This is a genomic window from Jeotgalibaca ciconiae (assembly GCF_003955755.1).
Taxonomy (GTDB): domain Bacteria; phylum Bacillota; class Bacilli; order Lactobacillales; family Aerococcaceae; genus Jeotgalibaca; species Jeotgalibaca ciconiae.
The window spans coordinates 1,364,228-1,382,956 of sequence record NZ_CP034465.1; the positions used below are offsets into that span (position 1 = coordinate 1,364,228).

The following is an 18,729-nucleotide window of genomic DNA, read 5'->3' on the forward strand; positions in this document are numbered from 1 at the left end:
AGACTAAGAAAAGAGATGATAATTATGAAAAAAATGACTTTGCTTTTAGGTTCGTTTTTACTCATCCCTTTGCTAATCATAGGAAAAGAAGTTAATGCAGAAGAGGTTATTTCATCGGATGTAAATCACGAATATCTTTTGGAAATTACAGACTCTACTTCAGAAATAAGTAATGTTTTAACATTTGAAGAGATAACAAAAGAAATTTCTAAAGATTTAGAAATTTCTTTGGCAGATGCAGAAAATATGGTTCTTCAAAATAGTACAAGTAAATCAGTTGCTTCTGTTAAGGCAGCAACTTTTAGAACTCTTTCCCAACAATTTACAGTCACCTCTACTTATAAACCGACAATGAGATTTTACTGTGAAACAAGCGAAAGCGGTTTATACCATGGTGTTTTAAAAATCTTAACTGTAAATATGATTAGAGGATATAATGGAATATCAAAACAATTTGGAGGAACTGTCTATACGAATTTAGAGCGTTCGGATAGAATTTATTTTATTGTAAATGGAGATTTTTATAATAATGGAACAACAACATTTAATGCTGGAGTTAATATTGGAATAGGTGAATCAGCAAGTGTAAGTTTTGGTGTAAGTAATTCATCGAATCATTATGCTTATAGATATATTGAATCTTACTTAAATTGGTAAGGAGGTCATACCTATGAGAATCGCGATTCTAATCATAAATTTTTTAAAAGGAATATTTATCTTGCTTATTCCAGTTTTCATGATTCACACAATGGGAGAAGAACCTTACTCAGAACTCTTCTATGTTACGATTTATATTTTGAAGTGCCTGTTCACATTAATTTCTGTTTGGGTCATTAGTGATGGAATCATCACTTTTCTGAAGTCTTTTGAAGAGGAATAAGGAGCTTTCATCCTTTATAAAAAAACAGAGTGCCTGCCGTTATTCAACGTGGTACTCTGTTTTTAGCTTTAAAATCATTCTTTCCTCATCTTCAAGACACGATACGTAAACACTTGATACACCAACATAAAACTCCAACCAATCATGCTGGCGAAAGCAACGCCGCGAATTCCCAGTCTAGGAACTAATAGATAAACAAAGAGAACACGGAAGGAAATCTGAATCACGGTCCCGATTAATGTTGGCTGCATTTTTCCAATTCCTCGGAAGTATCCTTGCATGCCATTTGTAAAAGCAGGCCATAAATAAAAGAAAGCCATCAAACTTAAGTAGCTCGTTCCCATTTCAACAAGGTGCTGATTAGCAGCTGAAACGAATAACTCCATGATGGGCTGCTGGAATAGCAGGATGAGAATGCAAATAATCAACCAGTAGCCTGTTTCCAGACGTAAACCCGTTCGGAATCCTTTTTGCATACGGACTTTTTTCTTGGCTCCGCGGTTTTGAGCCATAAAAACAGTCATTCCATTGGCGATACTTTGCTGTGGTGTAAAGGCAAAGTCGTCTATCCGACTTACGGCGTTAAAAACAGCAATGACATCCACGCCCAACGTATTCATTTTACCTTGAATCAATAATTTACCAATCGGTTGCGCTGCTTGTTGCAAAGCGGTGACTGAACCATAATTTAAGGTTATTTTTAATAATTCTTTGTCGATCTGCCATTCGCCTCGTTTTACTTGAAGCTCGCTTATATGTCTGTAGACATAAATCAAACATAAAACAGCGGATAAAATCCCAGCGATAACCGTAGCAATTGCTGCTCCTGCAACTCCCCAACCCCAAAAAGCAACAAATACAATGTCAAGCACTCCATTTAATACAGACGAAAGTATTAAGAAATAGAGAGGTATTTTTGAATTGCCCATACTCCGCAAAGCAGCGGCTAAAGCATTATACAAATAAGTAAAGGGAAATCCAATTAACACAATCCGTAAATAAATAGTAGCGTCGCTAAGTATTTCAACAGGTACTTTTAGAAGCAAGAGAATATTCGGGGTAAAAATAAGTCCAAAAAATAAAACAATAAAAGAAAATAAAGCTCCAAATAACAATACAGTCGATACTTGTTTACGTAACTTCGTATAGTCCTTCGCACCATAAAATTCACTCATCAACACGGAAGCGCCAATACAAATCCCACTAATTCCTAATACAAAAATTGTCATAATTGGATTGGAAGTACCTACTGCTGCTAAAGCATTTTTTCCTACAAAACGACCGACAATAATGGAGTCGAGCGCGTTATAAGATAATTGAATAATATTCCCTAAAACCATTGGGATTGAAAAACGAATTAATTGATTCGAGATGTTTCCACTTGTCATATCCGACTGCAAACGCTCACATCATTTCTTATTTATTCTTGAAAACAGTTTCTATTATAACACTTTTTGTTTGTTCAGTCTTTGTCAGTCTTTTTCTTGAGAAAAGTTACTTCCTCGGTATCGATATCGCCGACTTCTTCTTGAAACTGTTCTTCATCATAAAAAAAGATATTACGCAGTATTCGTAAAATGGGTCGCATTAACAAGAAAAATCCGCCCAAAATATACAAAATTTGTCCCACCATTGGATTCGCTCCCAATAGATTGGAAAGACTGCCAATAAAATATAGAGCGCCTGTAAGCATGTCGTTTGCTAACGAGATAATTGTGTAATAATTTTGGAAATAAAAACGATATTTGCCTACTTTCACGATAATATCTTCATCTTTCGGGGGCTTGGTTTCACGTTTTCTTCTTTCAATTTTCGGCATCATTTTCACCCTCACTGTCTATTTTTCTTTATCATACGGGAAACGACTTTATAAAGAAAACAATAGGCAGCGTGCTAAAACAAATAAAAGAGAGTGGGAAAAAAGGCGTTTAGATCCGAATCACTGGAACGAATAAGCACAGGATGGACGAAGACCATCCGCGCATTATTCGTGAAGTGGATGTCGGATCTGCCTTTTTGAGCACGTTTACACCACTATTATTCGTTAATACTAGAGGGGCCGGGAGTTTTTTCCCAGCCCCTCTCAATTTTATGATTATTTAAGTAAGTCCTAAAAAAAGAATGGGAGGAATAATGATAAGTAAAAAGTCAAGAAAATTCATGGTAGGGTGTTTTCGTTGTTCTTTACTAAGCCTCTCTGTTGCTCTTATAGTTGAAAGCTCATGCTGAGGAAAAGGAATTGTTGTAAATAACTTTACTGCAAAGACAATTCCAAGAAACCAAACAACTTGGTTACGAATCTGAATCATATGGTTGACCTCTAACAGGCCTAGAACGAGTGCCAAAGCGACATAGAATAAATAGAGTAACTTTTTCGTTTTCGTCATACGTGTAGACTCCCCCGATTGTTTATTTTCTCCACCTATAGCAACGTATGCTTTCTTCTTGCAAATTCCACGAATTTAAATCGGTCCAAGCGGTGTCTTGACTCCGTATATTGAAATAATCGAGTATCTTCTAAGTACACTTCACTTTTTACAACAACAACATGCGTATCATTTTTTAAATTCATGTATTTTTGATCTTCTTGTGTAATTGGTTCTACTACGAATTCTTTTTTGGCATAAGCAATAGTTAGTTTGCATTCTTTTTCCAAGTAGCCATACAAGGAAACTTCTGCTGCTTCAGTTGGAACAGAATCAACAATGTCATGCAAGAGATAATCTTTATCCAAAATAATAACTTCGCCAGAAATTTTCCGTAAACGTACTAGGCTGACAACATCGGTATCTTCTGGTAAATGAAATTGCTCTGCTAGGTACCTTGGAATTTTTTCAGTCTTATTTTTGATAACAATTGTTTGGCTGTCAATTTGCTGTCCTTCTTGTAACTCTTTAAAACTGGTCAAACCGGAAACAGGGAACTGCAGCCGTTGGATATCCAATACAATAGAGCCTTTTCCTTGTTGTTTTTGAATATAACCACTTTCAAGAAGCAGATTCAGTGCCTTTCGAATAGTCTCTCTCGAAACATTGTACATTTGTGCTAAATTCAGTTCGCTTGGAAGTAAAGAACCTGCTGGATATTCTTTCTGGTCAATTTTTTGTTTTAAATCTCGAAAGATTTCATAAAATTTATTCATACAATTAAACTCCTTAGCAACATACATTTTAGTAGCTGCATGTGCTTTCTCATATGAATTCTATCACATTTATGCGGAATTGGGGAGAAATCCTGTGCAGATAGGCAGTATGTCCGACGAATTAGATATCGTAAAATGCCTTTATTTTTTTGGTTTAAGATATAATAAAAAATAAAAAGGGATGATTTTTTGAAAAAATTTGTACTATTACTTTTAATATGTATTTTGACAATTAATGGAATCATCATTAGCATTTTAGTATTCTATGCTCCTGTTAACGAAAAGATAGGTCATATCATACTCGCCTTCCTAGCATTTTCCTGTTCTATCTGGTTAATCAAGGAGTACAAGAAAGATAAGTAATAATCTTATTTTAGAACGTCTATCTTACTATTCATTAACTGATTTATTTTTAGAATTTCATTTTTCTTAAAAGCTGCATGAGGAATCACTTTAATCTGTTTATCGTCTATTTTTAAAAGCCAGTATTTTTTTAGGTTGATCAGGCCTTGAAACTCTTCCCATGAGTAAAAATTTCCTTCATTATTTTCTAATTGTTTTAATTCAACTCCTTCATTGTTGATAATAAATTTTCTTTGACCAATATAATGAGGTAATTTTTTCAACCATATCAGTAAACCAATCACTTGAATAAATATAAGAGAAAGAAAAGTGACTGAAAAGAGTAAAAAGAGAGAAATAATTTGTTTTGTTATTGTGAAATCTCGCATAAAGCTTACAAAAAATAGGTAGCAAATCATTAAAGAGAGGCCCGAATAAGCTATATAATTTTTGGTGGTAGCTGCTAAATTTAAAAAGAGATAATCTTTTACAGATAAATCAATTTTACCGTGATAGGTCATGGATTTGCCTCCTTGATGTTATTATTCGACCATACCAAAGATTATGTTCATTAAGAAAGATTTTATTGACAATTATTAATAACCATTTAGGATCGAACATAGGTAACTTCATAGCAGGCAAAGTATATGGAACAAATGTGCCTGTAAAGACAGTTATATTCAAAGGCTTCATTTTCTTAGAGAGATGTCATACGAGAAAAACAAGTAAATGTAGTTCTTTCAGTAGGATATCGAAGCGGAAAGATGCTGTACAATTACATTGTTAACTTTAATTCCATTACGTTATCTGACGGAAGTACAATGGGAGCTTCGTGCCGGATTACCTTTGAAATTGATGATGGTACGCTCATTACTCCGGGACCAACAGGCGTAATGGTTACAAACAGTGAATAAATATTCGAATTTTTTAAGTACAGCGGGCGTATCAGTATTAGTAACTTCTTCTGTTATTCTTGGAGGGTTACTTATCGCTGAACTTACACCATTTTTAGCAGCATTAGCTTCAGGGCCTGCATTGCCCTTAGTGGCGGTTGGAATAGTTGTAATAATGTTAATTGTAGATAATTAGAAGAACTAGAAATTCGTATTTTAGAACAAATTGTTACAAAAATAGTCCAGTAGTAGTTTTAATAACTTTACTGGACTATTTAATTTGTCTTACACATTATCTACTAAGTAAAAGGAATTATTATATATAGTTATTCATTTAATGTATGATATACATGGTTTAAAAAATGTTGAAAGGAGAGATACTCTTGAAGAAAAGAACCTTCGTATTGCTAATTTCTTTTCTTATTTTTTTTGAAATTTGGAATATTCTTTTATTTTTTATTGTTCCAAATAATAGAAAAGTAGGAATTGTTATTCTCTTTTTATCAATAGCCTTGTACGTTATATTTTTAGTCAAGAATAATAAGAAAAAATGAGTCAAATCTTAGTTTAAGATTCTAATTTTTTCACTAAAAAAATGGTTAATTTCCTGAACTTCATTCTCTTTGAAAGCTGCATGGGGAATCGCTTTAATTTGCTGATTATTTAATCTTAAGAGCCAGAATTTCTTTCGATTAATAAGGCCTTCAAATTCATTCCATGAGAAAAATTTTGTTCCATCATTGCTAGGTTGTATTATTTGAAGGCCATCCTTATCCATAATGAATACTCTATACCCAATAGATTTAGGAAATTTTTTGACGCTTTTTATTAAGCTGAGCGCTTCCGCAAGTATAAAAGAAGAAAATATGAATAAAAAAATCAAAATACTTAAAACAATTTGTCTATTTACTGTATAGTCTCCCATGAAGATCATAAAAATAATGAAGCAAAGGAACAGAGTGAAGCTAGCGTAAATCAAATAATTATTAGTGATTAGTGTTAAATTTAAAAATAGGGAATCTTTTAAAGAAAGAGTTCCTTTTCCTTGGTATATCATTGATTTGCCTCCTTTATTTATCGTTAGTTAAATCATACCAAAGATAGTGATGAAGCAAAAACTATTTTAATTATAAGTAATCGTTATTTACACTACAATTATTGACTGGGACTACGATCATTCTTTTATTATCGCTTGTAATCATAGCCTTAAACCTAGTGGGAAACGAGCATCAGCTAACAAGAGAATTATCTTATTTTAAAAATAAAACAAATAACTAGCAGATAAAAATTGCTTGACCATTGCTTTATCTATTGTAGAAAATTAAACTCAGTAACTTGTTGAGTAATAGCGTTTATTTTAAAGTAAAGTACATGAACATATTTGAAAAACGAGAGGACAGATTTTTTTGAAAAGAAGAGATGCTTTAATGCTAATGATTCTAACTATCATATTTGGAGTCATCGATGTTGTGTTCCTGTTTCAAGCTCCTATGAATGAAAAAATAGGGTACTTTCTTTTGCTTTTAATTATTATTTTTAACTTCACTTGGTTATTTCAAAATTATAAAAAGGCTAAGAAATGAGTGTCGATTCTCACTTCTTAATCCGTTCATTTAAAAAGATAGTTATTTCCTCAATCTTATTTCTATCAAAGGCATTATGAGGAAGAATAAATTTTTTTTCATTCTCTATTTTTAAAAGCCAGTACTTTTTACAATTAATAGAGTCAGTAAGTATCTCCCATGGTAAAAAAATACGATTTTCGCTACTTCCTTTTTTCGTTTGGATACCTTCATCGTTAATAATATATTCGTTATGTTGGTTCATTTTAGATAATTTTTTGTATGAACGAAAGAGGAGAAAGACTTCAGTAAGGATAATGAACAAAAAGATAAATAAAAAAATGAGAATAGTAGAAATAACCTGTTTTTCAAATGTATCGTTTTTCATAAATTCCATAAAGAATAAATAGCAAAGTAATAAAGAAAAAGCAGCATAAATAAGGTACTTTTCTTTCTTTATGGTTAGATTTATAAATAAGAAATCTTGTAATGGTAATTTTCTTTTTCCATGGTAAGTCATTAATTTTCTCCTTTCTTTTGTTGTAAATTTATCATACCAAAACTATGTAAGGATTGTTAATTTTTTATGGATTAATAATAAAAGCATGGTGTTCTTTTTCAAGCTGATTCATCAAACTAACTAAGCCCTCATTACTGGAGCAGTGGCGACAGTTTCCTTTATTGGTTTAGGATTCCTTATGGCGATAGCTGCTCCAATTTTACCAGCAATAGCTTCATGAATAGCCGTACCAGCATTGGGAATTCCAATTACAGTATGAATGTTAGACAAAGGTAACTAAACGAATTCTAGCAGTGAAAAAAATAAAAAAAATAGGGTTGCTGATACTAATATGCCTTCTCATACTATATGGGATATATAATGCCAGTGTAATGGTTATTATGCCAGAAGATGAGAAGTTAGCTTCTTTTATTATTGCCTTGCTTTCGATATCCTATTCCGTATGGTTAATTAAATACTATATAAAACCGTAAATATTTATTCTGTTTTTAAATTTCAATGTTGTCGCTTATAAATTGGGTAATTTCCTTTATTTTGGTTTCGTTGAAAGCAGCATGGGGAATGACTTTAATTTGCTGATCGTTGATTTTTAATAGCCAAAATTTTTTCCGGTTAATCAAGCATTGAAATTCATCCCAAATGAAGAAAATAGCTTCATTTTTTTCAAGGTTCTTTGTTTGAAAGCCTTCTTTGGTAATAATGAATTCTCTAACTCCTATAGAGTGAGGGTATTTTTTTAGTTTCTTTATCAAGGTAATTATTTCAGCAACCACAAAAGATAGAAAGATAAATATAAAAATAAAAATGGTAGAAATAATTTGTCTTTCCAATGTATATTCTTTCATAAATAGAAGAATAAACCACAAGCAAATCACTAAAGTGGCACCGGCATATGCTAAATATTTTTTCGTGTTTACTGTTAAGTTTATAAAGAGATAATCTTTTAAAGAAAAATTAGCTGTTCCATGATACATTTTTGAGCTCTCCCTTCTTTTGTTGTAAATTTATCATACCAAAACCATGTAAGGATTGTTAATTTTTTGTGGATTAGATTTCACGTACGTCCCTTATTTTTCTGTAGAGCCTTTTTTATATATTAGGTAATAGAGTTAACACAATTTGCTCAATTATTTCTTTGATTTAAGATACAAATACAATAAATACGAAAGGAAAAAACTATTGAAAAAAGGTGAACTTTTATTATACATCTGCATGATCATTTTATTTGAAATTTTTATTCTTATTCAACTATTCATAGCACCAAACAATGCAAAGGTAGGTTTTTTCCTTCTGACACTAATGTTTTTTTATATTTTAATGTGGTTAATCAATAAATATAAGGAAAATAAATAAAGTTTTATTGTTAACCCCGTGTTCTATCTTCTAAAAAGAGCTCTATCTCCCGAATTTCGTTTTCCTTAAAAGCTGAATAAGGAACGATTTCAATATGATGATCATCTATCTTTAAAAGCCAGAATTCTTTTCTCTTAATAAGACCTTGAATCCTATTCCATTCTAAGTGGTACCATATATCGTCCGTTGTTTTTTTTGAAAAAAGCCCATCATCATTGATAATGATATCCCTTATTCCAATTTCATGCGGACTTTTTTTAAGTCTAATTAATAATGAAATTGTCTGAGCAATTATAAAAGAAAGAAAAAAGATTATAAAAATAAGAACAACAGAAAAAATTTGTTTCTTTACAGTATAAGCTTCCATGAATTGTAAGAAGAATAGATAGCAAAGTGCTAAACTAAGTCCAGCGTACGCTGCATAACTTTTGATAGTGAAAGTTGAATTAAAAAAGAGATAATCTTTTAAAGCAATGTTTCCTTTTCCTCGATAAGTCATTAAGTTTCCTCCTTTATTTTATTATCATTCAATCATATCAACTAAGACCTCATTTTTTTTGGAAGATGATTTCTAATTCTTTTTCTAAATATGACTGATGGGCATGCATGCTATTCAGTGTATCTGAAATACTTTAAAATCTTCTTTTGCTGTTGAATTAGAATAAGAATATTTACTTTGTAAGGAGAAATAAAGTGGATAAAAAAGTATTTTCGATAGTAGAAATGTTGTTAATATCTTTGTATTCGAGGTATAGCAGTCAGGGCTCCTATTAAACATTTGTTCCACTAGCGCTGATCACCCTGTTAAAAAAGTAAACCACCAATAAAGATAAATCCATTCATGAACTTACTAGTCAAAAAATCTCTCCAGACCTAATCAGTTTATTTTTGAGAAACAAAAACAAACTGATTAGTATTTGAAAGTTCGTTGGAAAAAACATAATCAGGATGCTCAAATTGCTTAATTTCTTCGACTTCCTTCACTTGATTTTCCGCCATATAGCGAACCATTTCGCCACGTGCCATCTTAGCTAAAGTGGCTTTTATTTTTGGTTTTCCATTGACGAGACTAGCGAAAACAATCTCTATTAGTTGATCGGTGGATTTTAGGTAAGGTGCAATTGTTTTCGTGTATTCTTTAGATGCTAAATTAATGACCGGTCCTTCATCGAAATGAAGTGATTCATAGAGCTTACTTCCCCAAAACTTATAAAGATTATTAGCCTCTGATACAGATAAAGGGGCCTGCATTTCTAAACGGTACGGACTAACCCCATCAAAAGGACGCAAAATACCGTAAAAACCGGATAAGATACGTAAATTATTTTTAATATAAATGAAAGCTTCTTCGGTGAATAAATCAGGAGCCATATATTGATATTGGAGTCCTTTATAAGTCATGATCGCTGGTGAACTTTGGCGCTTTAAGTCCAAATTTTGTATATGACTATAATTTTCCTGAGCTACTTTATCGCTGCATCGCCAAAGTTTTTTAGCTTCTTCATAGGACAAGCTTTTAAGCTCTTGGAGAATTTGTTTTGTCTCTGGTAAAAACTGCGGCTGGCTTTCCGCAAAAAAGCTATCTGATTCTACCACCATTTTTTTAGTGGGTGAGATGATGATTTTCATACATAAGTCCTTCCCGTTAATAATGATTGACTTTATCTTAACATGAAAAAGGGAGGCATATATACCTTAAAATTGAAACAAAGTACTTGCATTTAGTAAGCAATGCCTGTATAATTTCATAGAATTCAATAGCGAAATAAAATATAGATAAAAATGTGTTACGCAGTCAAAGTGCTTAACCACCCTAGCGGAGCCGCAGGGTGGAGTGGGCGCTTTTTTCATGCGCAAAAACAAAGAAAAGCGGACTTGAGAGCTAGACACAAAAAAAGCGGGACAAGTCCGCTTTTAACCAAACATTTTAAACAGGAAGGAGAGGCTTTCCCTCATGATAAATGAATTTGATACAATTACAGCAATTTCGACGCCTCCAGGAGAAGGGGCAATTGGAATTGTACGATTAAGTGGAGATGATGCAATTACGATTGCGGATACTCTGTACCAAGCAGGTTCGAAGAACTTAAAGGATGTACCGAGTCACACCATCCATTATGGACACATTCGTAATCCGAAAACAGATGAAATTATTGATGAAGTGATGGTTACTATCATGCGAGCACCAAAGACGTTTACGAAAGAAGACGTCGTAGAGATTAACTGCCACGGCGGCGTGGTGAGCGTGAATCGTATTTTACAGACAATCTTGCAAAATGGAGCGAGAATGGCAGAGCCGGGTGAATTTACCAAACGTGCCTTTTTGAATGGGCGGATTGACCTCTCCCAGGCAGAAGCGGTAATGGATTTGATTCGTGCGAAGACAGATCGAGCAATGGACGTAGCTCTTCGTCAGTTAGATGGCGATTTGTCCAATTTGATCCGCAATATTCGTCAGATCATCTTAAATACGTTGGCAGAAGTGGAAGTAAATATTGATTATCCTGAGTATGATGACGTAGAAGAAGTTACAACAAAATTACTAAAAGAAAAAACGATGGAAGTACAAGGACATGTAGAGCAGTTATTACATACCGCAAAACAAGGAAAAATCCTTCGTGAAGGGCTGGAAACAGCTATCATTGGACGTCCAAACGTTGGTAAATCAAGTTTATTGAATCGCTTGATTCGAGAAGAAAAAGCAATTGTAACTGATATTGCAGGAACAACACGGGATACAATTGAAGAATACGTGAATGTGAATGGTGTACCGTTGAAGCTAGTAGATACTGCTGGGATACGAGAGACAGATGATATAGTGGAACAGATCGGAGTAGAACGCAGCCGTAAAGCATTGATGGAAGCAGACTTAATTCTACTGTTAATCAACCAAAGTGAAACACTAGCGGAAGAAGACAAAGAATTACTTCACCTGACACAAGATATGAATCGAATTATTTTATTGAACAAGAGTGACTTAGCTCCTCAAGTGTCTGTGGATGAATTAGCAGAGTGGAGTAGTCCTGAAAATGTGATTACTACTTCTATGCTAGAGCAAACCGGACTCGATCAATTAGAAAAACAAATCTCTGAGATGTTCTTCGCCGGTGAAACAGGTGAGCAAGATGCTACTTATATTTCAAATGTTCGTCACATTGCATTGTTGCACGAAGCGCAAGAAGCATTAGCAGAAGTCATCTCTGGAATTGAAATGGATATGCCAGTAGACCTTGTTCAGATTGACTTTACAAGAGCGTGGGAATTACTCGGTGAAATTACCGGAGATACGGTACAAGATGAATTGCTGACACAATTGTTTAGTCAATTCTGCCTTGGAAAATAAGAGGAATTGAGCGACGGATTGACAGTTGCAAGTCGAATATTGTTTTCAACTGCGGGTTTTGGCCGAAAAACGTCACTTGCAAACAAAATTTTATTTTCAACTACGGTTTTTGGTTCTTTTTGAACACTTGCAAATCTAATTTCGTTTTCAACTGTCATTTTAAAAAAATTGAGAAGATAAAAGCACGTCAGAATAGAGATAAAAAAATGTCTATATATAGAAGGGAAAAAACGAATGAATCGATATGAAGCTGGAAAATTTGATGTAATCGTTGTTGGTGCAGGACATGCTGGATCAGAAGCTGCTTTAGCGGCTGCTCGTATGGGAAGTTCAACGGTACTATTGACGATTGATTTAGATATGATTGCCTTTATGCCATGTAATCCCTCGATTGGCGGCCCTGCTAAAGGAGTCGTTGTTCGTGAAGTGGATGCACTTGGCGGCGAGATGGGGCGTAACATTGATAAGACTTACGTGCAAATGCGGATGTTGAACACAGGAAAAGGTCCTGCTGTCCAAGCATTACGTGCACAAGCAGACAAAAATGAATATGCACAAGAAATGAAAAAAACACTTGAAAAACAAGAAAATCTCTTACTACGTCAAGGGATTGTAGAAGAATTAATCGTGGAAGATGGCGTTGTTCAAGGCGTGGTCACCCACACCGGTGCAGTATATCGCGCGGAAGCTGTCGTTTTGACAGCTGGAACCTCTTCTCGAGGGCAAATTATTATCGGAGAATTAAAATATTCTTCCGGTCCGAATAACTCGCAACCATCGATTAAATTATCTGAAAATTTATTGGACTTAGGTTTTGATTTGGCACGGTTTAAAACAGGAACGCCGCCTCGAATTCTGGCTTCTTCCATTGATTATTCAAAAACAGAAGAACAACCGGGAGATTTAGAGCCGAATCACTTTAGTTACTCATCAAAAGATGAAGATTACTTACAAGATCAGCTATCTTGCTGGCTGACTTATACAGGAACAGAAGCGCATCAAATTATTCGTGATAATTTACACCGTGCACCGATGTTTACGGGAATTGTTGAAGGAGTAGGCGCTCGTTACTGTCCTTCCATTGAAGATAAAGTGGTTCGTTTTAGCGACAAACCGCGCCATCAATTATTCTTAGAGCCCGAAGGACGCAATACAGAAGAAGTATATGTTCAAGGACTTTCTTCTTCTTTACCAGAAGAGGTACAGTTGGATGTATTGCATTCGATTGACGGCTTGGAAAATGCAAAAATGATGCGGACCGGTTATGCGATCGAATACGATGTCGTTAAACCACATCAACTTCGTCCGTCACTGGAAACAAAATTAGTGAAAAACTTATACACTGCTGGTCAAATGAATGGAACTTCAGGTTATGAAGAAGCTGCCGGTCAAGGAATTATTGCAGGAATTAATGCCGCGCTTGCTGTTCAAGGAAAAGAACCATTGGTATTGAAACGAAGCGACGGCTATATCGGTGTCATGATTGATGATTTAGTAACAAAGGGAACGCTTGAGCCTTACCGCTTATTGACATCTCGTGCAGAGTACCGTTTATTGTTACGTCATGATAATGCAGATATCCGTTTATCAGAAATCGGGCACGAAATCGGTTTGCTACCGGAAGAACGCTATCAAGCATACATTGAGAAGCAAGTAGCAGTAGAAGCGGAAATTGCCCGAATCAAATCGATTCGTTTAAAACCAACTGCCGAGCTACAAGCTTTCCTAGAATCCCGTAATTCTGCCGCATTAAAAGACGGATTCTTGTTCAGTGATTTATTGAAGCGTCCAGAGTTAGACTACGCTGCTTTGTATCCTTTTGCGCCGCTTGAAGAAGAGTTGCCAAAAGAAGTTATTAGCCAAATTGAAATCCAAATCAAATACGAAGGCTACATTAAAAAAGCAGTCGCAAAAGTGGATAAATTGAAAAAAATGGAAGAAAAACGCATTCCAGAAAACATCGATTACGATGCCATCAACGGGATTGCGACAGAAGCCAAAGACAAATTGAAAAAAATCCAACCCGAAACCATTGCCCAAGCAAGCCGCATCAGCGGCGTAAACCCAGCAGACATTTCAGTCCTGATGGTGTATGTACAAAGTGGCAGATATACGGTTTTGGAGAATAGTATATAAATAAAAAGGAATCAAACTCTTGATAGAAAGGGTTTGGTTCCTGTTTTATTCATAGTAAACATAATTTTTTAATTACTCTATTTCTTCTGAAAGAGAGTCGGGAAGAGGTATGGCACCCTTATAAACTTTTCCTGAATAGGTTGCAGTAAAAGTACCATCTTTATTACCCCAGTATTCTACAACTTTTAAAGTTCCTCTGTATGTACTATCATCAATAGTTCAATTTTTTTTTATAAAAGTTACTCCATCTTCATTCTTTAATAAACCATCAGAAGTTTTTGTAAACACTATACGAAGTTCATTCTCATCCGTGATAATAATTTCATCTTTTTTTTCGGTTACTTTAATGTTATCGTATTCTTCTGAAATCGGACTTTCGTATTTTTCGGTGTCAACTAAATCTGGGGTTATTTTATCTGTGGAACTGATGGTTAATGTGTTCTCAGAAAAGTAATATTGTTTATTTACCCCTCCAGAAGGAGAATTTTGTATATATAGTGTGTTGGCTAAACTTGATTCAGAGAGATCCACTGTTTCTGTTTGTGTACAGCCAGAACTTATTACTAAAACTAAAGCTATAAAGAAAATGTTTAAAAGATTTTTCAGTACTTTTCCTCCTCATTTATATTTATACTGACTTTTGTTAGAAAATCTATCTTTCACAAACAATTAATTATTAGCCCCCCTTTGTTTTAATATCTACATCTATCAAATTATTTGTACTAGCATCAACCTTTCTACTCTATATAGTAAACTATTTAACCACCATTCTAACATTTTAACGTACTATAGTAGCTTCTATTGTATATAGATTCAAGGATAGGTACGTAATGAACAACTACTGTTTTTATCATATTTTTAGTATAATGCTCCAACATCCATCAGTTTGTATTTTTAATTTTTCATGACAGACCATCATAATCTAGCCATTCAAGTATTTCTTCAAAATGTTTGAAGTCTTCAGAATTTACGGATTCACTTTCTTCATTGTTAAAGGCTGCCTAAATAACTTTATATAAAATTTTTCAAATAGGAGAAACTCCTTGATTGTCTGCTTTGGAAGATAATCTTCTGGTTTTCTATCTATTTAACTTCTTTGCTTTATTCATAGATACCTCCTAATTTTATATTAATTATAAAATAAAGATAGTAAATCAAAATATTTTGTACTATAATTGCGTCATTAGCAGCAAATATGCTACATAGGAGGGGCTGTCGTGAATGTAAACTTCGGAAAGACGCTTAATCAAATTAGAAGGAAAAAGAATATCCCTATTAATGAATTAGTTGAAGACATAATGACTCGTTCTACCTATAATCGTTTTAAAAATGGAGAAATCGATACTAGTATTTCAAAATTTAATCGTTTACTCATGCGGCTGAACATATCGTATGAGGAATTTCTTTTTATCCATAATGGCTACCATAACAATCCAACAATAGTCGCTATATTAGAAATTGAAGTCCACTTCAACTCCGGTAACAAGGACAAGTTACGAGTACTACAAAATAAATTAAGCGAGGAAGACTGGGAAAATCCTCAAGCTCAAAAACATATCATTTCACTTATCTCTATACTTTTGGAATTTAGCTCTTATAGTGAAGCAGAGTGGAAAAATAATGACTTGATTTGCTACCTGAATAGAGTAGAAACATGGACACATTATGAAATAATGATGTTCGGTAATTGTCTAAAAATATTGCCTACTGAAACGATTGATTACTTCTTAAAAAATATATTACATAGCTATTCAGCATATGAAGAAAATCCAGAATATCAAAACCGCATTTCTCGAATTATGATTAATGCGATTATTTCTTTCTTAAGTAGGAAAGAAGTAGCTTTAGCACGAAAATGGCATAATCGATTATCCATTTTTCCGACCCGAGAAACATTATTTTTTGAAAGCTTTTTTGAAAAATTGTTAGCCAGTTATTTAGATTATGCAGAAGGAGAGCGAGAAGCAAGTAAAAATTTTTCTTCTTTTGTAGAGAGTCTGCAGCTTATTGGTAAAGACGAACTATCTGAAAAAATAGTCTCTTTGAACCATTGGATAGTGACAAATTATTAGAATGCACACTATAAAGGATTGAAATATGGAGGTTTTCCTCCTGTTATTACAATGATAATAATCTCTTCCATAATCTGTTCACCACCTTTTATTTGATTATTACATTGATGAAGATGGTTTTGTAATTTCGAAGAATAAATGCAACATACGTTGCACATAGGCTACTAAATAACCAAGATGTGAATATATAACTTAGGAAGCTTATATTAGTGATTGATTATAGAAATAGCTGTCTTATGCTATTCAGAGAAGCTTTTCTAGTTATTACAGAGACTTTCTTGAGTTACACTAAATACTGGAGACAAAAAAGCGAGAGGTTCAGAGCAAAAAATGTTTCTGAACCTCTCGCTGATTGTCTTTATTCTCCTAAAAATTCTTTCAAAGCATCCACCAGCGGAGTCAATGGTTTTCCTAGTGTTTTCTCAAAATCACTTGATTCAACTTCTAATTGATGTTCACGAATGTCTTTTTAAAGAGGGAGAACAAAATTGATTCCAGCCTCCGGTACGCCACTGTTCACTAAGACTTTTTTGTAATTTGCATCGCTCATAGAAATGACGTCGAATTCTTTGCCGCTAGCAACTTTTAATGCTTCGGTTAATTCGGCATAAGTTGTCAGAGGACCAGATAATTCAAGTACTTCGTATTAAATAAATAGGGTACAATAAAAGAAAGAACAATCCTCTTAAGGAGGGAACAAAGTGAATACTAGAAAACTTCCGTTAAAACTTGAAAGATTCTACTCATTTGGATTTTTAATGCCATTACTAATCATACTGTTAGGAATGATTTATTTTGATTTCTTTATTCTAAACAATATTTTGATTTTAGGTTTTGTATATGTAATTGGAAGCCTGTTTTTTATCAGTAAAGCACGATACGGAAAAAGAGAATGGCTCTATTCCGAAATTATTTTTATTCTAAAAGTCATAGTCTTGCTGACTCTTTACTCAAAAATAGTTTAATTTTATCTGGAGGAGTTATATGTTTACAGAACAATTTGAATTATTGCCAAAGAAATACCACAATAGTTACCTATTCGGATTTTGTTTTCCTTTGACCATAGTATTTTCACTGATGATCTGGTTTGACTATTATAATATCTATGCTTTATTCGTAGTGGGCATTCTATTTTTAATGGGAGAATTTTATTTCATTCATCAAGCTAAAAGTAATAAGTTCGTATGGATTCTGGAAGATATCGTTTTTTTTCTGCTTATTATTGGTTTTGTAGCTTTTATAATAAAAACCTAACTTCATAATAGAGAGTCAAAAGGGATGCGCTTGAACGCATCCCTTTTGTGTAAAATCGTTAAAGACAGTCTCTTGATTAAGCCTTGTTCACTTTCTTATGGTCTTGGTAGATAGAGTAGACATTTATCAAAATTTCTTTCGAAATCGCATAGACAGGAATCGCTAAAATCATTCCCATTAATCCTGCGATATTTCCAGCAACAAGTAGAATCAGGATAATTGTCAAAGGATGAACTTTCAGATGTTTTCCCAGTACAAATGGGGAAACAAAATAGGACTCGCCTAACTGAACAATTAAAACGACTCCTACTACTAGTAGAGCTTGGAGTGGCGAGATAGAAAAGGCGATAAAAAATGCAGGAGCAATTCCAATCCATGGACCTAAATAAGGGATAATATCCATTACTCCTGCAATTGTCCCTAAAAGCAAAGCATAAGGCATACCGATGATGAAGTATCCAATCGTAGTAAAGATGCCAACGTATAAACAAACCAGAGCCTGACCAGTGATATAAGAAGATAAGGTTCTGTTTAATTTAACAAATAAATCGAGGGCTTCTTTACGGAAATTTTCAGGAAAAAACTTAACCACAGCTTGAGAAAATTGGTCTCCTTCTTTTAACATAAAAAATAAGATTGCTGGAGCAGTAATAAGGACAACTGTCACTCGCGAAATAATCCCGATAAAAGAGGTTAATCCACTTGAAACATTTGAAAAAGTATTTTTAATTAATTCTGAAAAGGATACGTTCCACTCGGCAAAGGCATTTTGTATGGTTTGGTCATCCAGTCCAAAGCGATCCATTAAGCTTATGGTTGTATTTTGAAGATTTGTGAGAAATTCTGGAAAACCTAGAACGAGCTGGTTAATTTGACTAACTAAAATGGGTATATACTTAGTTAAAACAATAACAGCCAGAAAAATAACAAAACCAAATAAAGCTAGAATGGCATACATTCGTTTAACGCGAATTTTTTCTAATATTTCTACTAAAGGATTCATCAAATAATAAAGAAACCCAGCAATGATTAAGGGAGTAAATAAAACTGAGAAAAAGGCACCAATCGGATAGAAAACAAAACTGATTTTTGTTCCTGTCCATACAAGCAAAAAGATCGCTAATAGTTCTATCGTCCAGAAAAAGAGTTTTGATTCTTTAAAACGGTTCATAAATATGCTCCTTCTACTATCATTTTTAAATAATCGGTCGAAACATCCTTCTATTCATTTT

The 18,729-nt window shown here is 33.8% G+C and carries 20 protein-coding genes; 8 read left to right on the top strand and 12 right to left on the bottom strand.

The window, feature by feature from the left end; genetic code table 11:
- Positions 1-24 precede the first annotated feature (24 nt).
- Entirely contained in the window at positions 25-657 is a 633-nt protein-coding gene (locus EJN90_RS06470; protein WP_227872598.1) for a hypothetical protein, read from the top strand.
- Between the two features lie 13 nt (positions 658-670).
- On the top strand, positions 671-880 hold the full coding sequence (locus EJN90_RS06475) for a hypothetical protein (RefSeq protein ID WP_126109604.1): 210 nt from the start codon (positions 671-673) through the stop codon (positions 878-880).
- A gap of 74 nt (positions 881-954) precedes the next feature.
- Here the strand turns inward: EJN90_RS06475 and EJN90_RS06480 are convergent, their stop codons facing one another.
- The 5 genes from EJN90_RS06480 to EJN90_RS06500 form a co-directional block, all read right to left on the bottom strand.
- Positions 955-2,268, bottom strand: a complete 1,314-nt coding sequence (locus EJN90_RS06480) for an MATE family efflux transporter (RefSeq protein ID WP_126109606.1) — start codon at positions 2,266-2,268, stop codon at positions 955-957.
- A gap of 74 nt (positions 2,269-2,342) precedes the next feature.
- Positions 2,343-2,699, bottom strand: a complete 357-nt coding sequence (locus EJN90_RS06485) for a YrhK family protein (RefSeq protein ID WP_126109608.1) — start codon at positions 2,697-2,699, stop codon at positions 2,343-2,345.
- A 280-nt stretch (positions 2,700-2,979) separates the two neighbouring features.
- Positions 2,980-3,267 carry a hypothetical protein gene (locus EJN90_RS06490; RefSeq protein ID WP_126109610.1) on the bottom strand — a complete coding sequence of 96 codons (288 nt, stop codon included), beginning with the start codon at positions 3,265-3,267 and terminating at the stop codon, positions 2,980-2,982.
- Positions 3,268-3,302: 35 nt separating this feature from the next.
- Positions 3,303-4,022, bottom strand: coding sequence for a trehalose operon repressor (treR, locus tag EJN90_RS06495; protein ID WP_126109612.1), 720 nt, complete (start codon positions 4,020-4,022; stop codon positions 3,303-3,305).
- Between the two features lie 368 nt (positions 4,023-4,390).
- Positions 4,391-4,885, bottom strand: coding sequence for a YcxB family protein (locus EJN90_RS06500; protein ID WP_126109614.1), 495 nt, complete (start codon positions 4,883-4,885; stop codon positions 4,391-4,393).
- A gap of 243 nt (positions 4,886-5,128) precedes the next feature.
- Here EJN90_RS06500 and EJN90_RS13875 point away from each other — a divergent pair, with 243 nt between their 5' ends.
- Positions 5,129-5,278, top strand: coding sequence for a hypothetical protein (locus tag EJN90_RS13875; RefSeq protein ID WP_164544026.1), 150 nt, complete (start codon positions 5,129-5,131; stop codon positions 5,276-5,278).
- A gap of 541 nt (positions 5,279-5,819) precedes the next feature.
- On the opposite strand, the gene EJN90_RS06505 is transcribed toward EJN90_RS13875, so the two are convergent.
- The 5 genes from EJN90_RS06505 to yaaA form a co-directional block, all read right to left on the bottom strand.
- Positions 5,820-6,314 (bottom strand): YcxB family protein, encoded by a 495-nt coding sequence (locus EJN90_RS06505; RefSeq protein WP_126109616.1) that lies wholly within the window; start codon positions 6,312-6,314, stop codon positions 5,820-5,822.
- 536 nt (positions 6,315-6,850) lie between these two features.
- Positions 6,851-7,339 (bottom strand): YcxB family protein, encoded by a 489-nt coding sequence (locus EJN90_RS06510; protein ID WP_126109618.1) that lies wholly within the window; start codon positions 7,337-7,339, stop codon positions 6,851-6,853.
- A 488-nt stretch (positions 7,340-7,827) separates the two neighbouring features.
- A complete protein-coding gene (locus tag EJN90_RS06515) occupies positions 7,828-8,313 on the bottom strand; it encodes a hypothetical protein (protein WP_126109620.1) in 486 nt (161 codons plus the stop codon).
- Between the two features lie 389 nt (positions 8,314-8,702).
- A complete protein-coding gene (locus tag EJN90_RS06520) occupies positions 8,703-9,191 on the bottom strand; it encodes a YcxB family protein (protein WP_126109622.1) in 489 nt (162 codons plus the stop codon).
- A 383-nt stretch (positions 9,192-9,574) separates the two neighbouring features.
- A complete protein-coding gene (gene yaaA, locus EJN90_RS06525) occupies positions 9,575-10,321 on the bottom strand; it encodes a peroxide stress protein YaaA (RefSeq protein WP_126109623.1) in 747 nt (248 codons plus the stop codon).
- Positions 10,322-10,646: 325 nt separating this feature from the next.
- Here yaaA and mnmE point away from each other — a divergent pair, with 325 nt between their 5' ends.
- Positions 10,647-12,035, top strand: coding sequence for a tRNA uridine-5-carboxymethylaminomethyl(34) synthesis GTPase MnmE (gene mnmE, locus EJN90_RS06530; RefSeq protein ID WP_126109625.1), 1,389 nt, complete (start codon positions 10,647-10,649; stop codon positions 12,033-12,035).
- A gap of 234 nt (positions 12,036-12,269) precedes the next feature.
- On the top strand, positions 12,270-14,171 hold the full coding sequence (gene mnmG / locus EJN90_RS06535) for a tRNA uridine-5-carboxymethylaminomethyl(34) synthesis enzyme MnmG (RefSeq protein WP_126109627.1): 1,902 nt from the start codon (positions 12,270-12,272) through the stop codon (positions 14,169-14,171).
- Between the two features lie 219 nt (positions 14,172-14,390).
- Here the strand turns inward: mnmG and EJN90_RS06540 are convergent, their stop codons facing one another.
- The gene (locus EJN90_RS06540; protein ID WP_126109629.1) at positions 14,391-14,702 is read right to left on the bottom strand and encodes a hypothetical protein; all 312 of its coding nucleotides are present in this window, start codon (positions 14,700-14,702) and stop codon (positions 14,391-14,393) included.
- Between the two features lie 686 nt (positions 14,703-15,388).
- Here EJN90_RS06540 and EJN90_RS06545 point away from each other — a divergent pair.
- The 3 genes from EJN90_RS06545 (at position 15,389) to EJN90_RS06555 (ending at position 17,497) form a co-directional block, all read left to right on the top strand.
- The gene (locus EJN90_RS06545; protein WP_126109631.1) at positions 15,389-16,243 is read left to right on the top strand and encodes a helix-turn-helix domain-containing protein; all 855 of its coding nucleotides are present in this window, start codon (positions 15,389-15,391) and stop codon (positions 16,241-16,243) included.
- 701 nt (positions 16,244-16,944) lie between these two features.
- Positions 16,945-17,208 carry a hypothetical protein gene (locus EJN90_RS06550; protein ID WP_126109633.1) on the top strand — a complete coding sequence of 88 codons (264 nt, stop codon included), beginning with the start codon at positions 16,945-16,947 and terminating at the stop codon, positions 17,206-17,208.
- Positions 17,209-17,227: 19 nt separating this feature from the next.
- Positions 17,228-17,497 (top strand): hypothetical protein, encoded by a 270-nt coding sequence (locus EJN90_RS06555; protein ID WP_126109635.1) that lies wholly within the window; start codon positions 17,228-17,230, stop codon positions 17,495-17,497.
- Between the two features lie 76 nt (positions 17,498-17,573).
- On the opposite strand, the gene EJN90_RS06560 is transcribed toward EJN90_RS06555, so the two are convergent.
- Entirely contained in the window at positions 17,574-18,668 is a 1,095-nt protein-coding gene (locus EJN90_RS06560; RefSeq protein WP_126109637.1) for an AI-2E family transporter, read from the bottom strand.
- Positions 18,669-18,729: the final 61 nt, after the last annotated feature.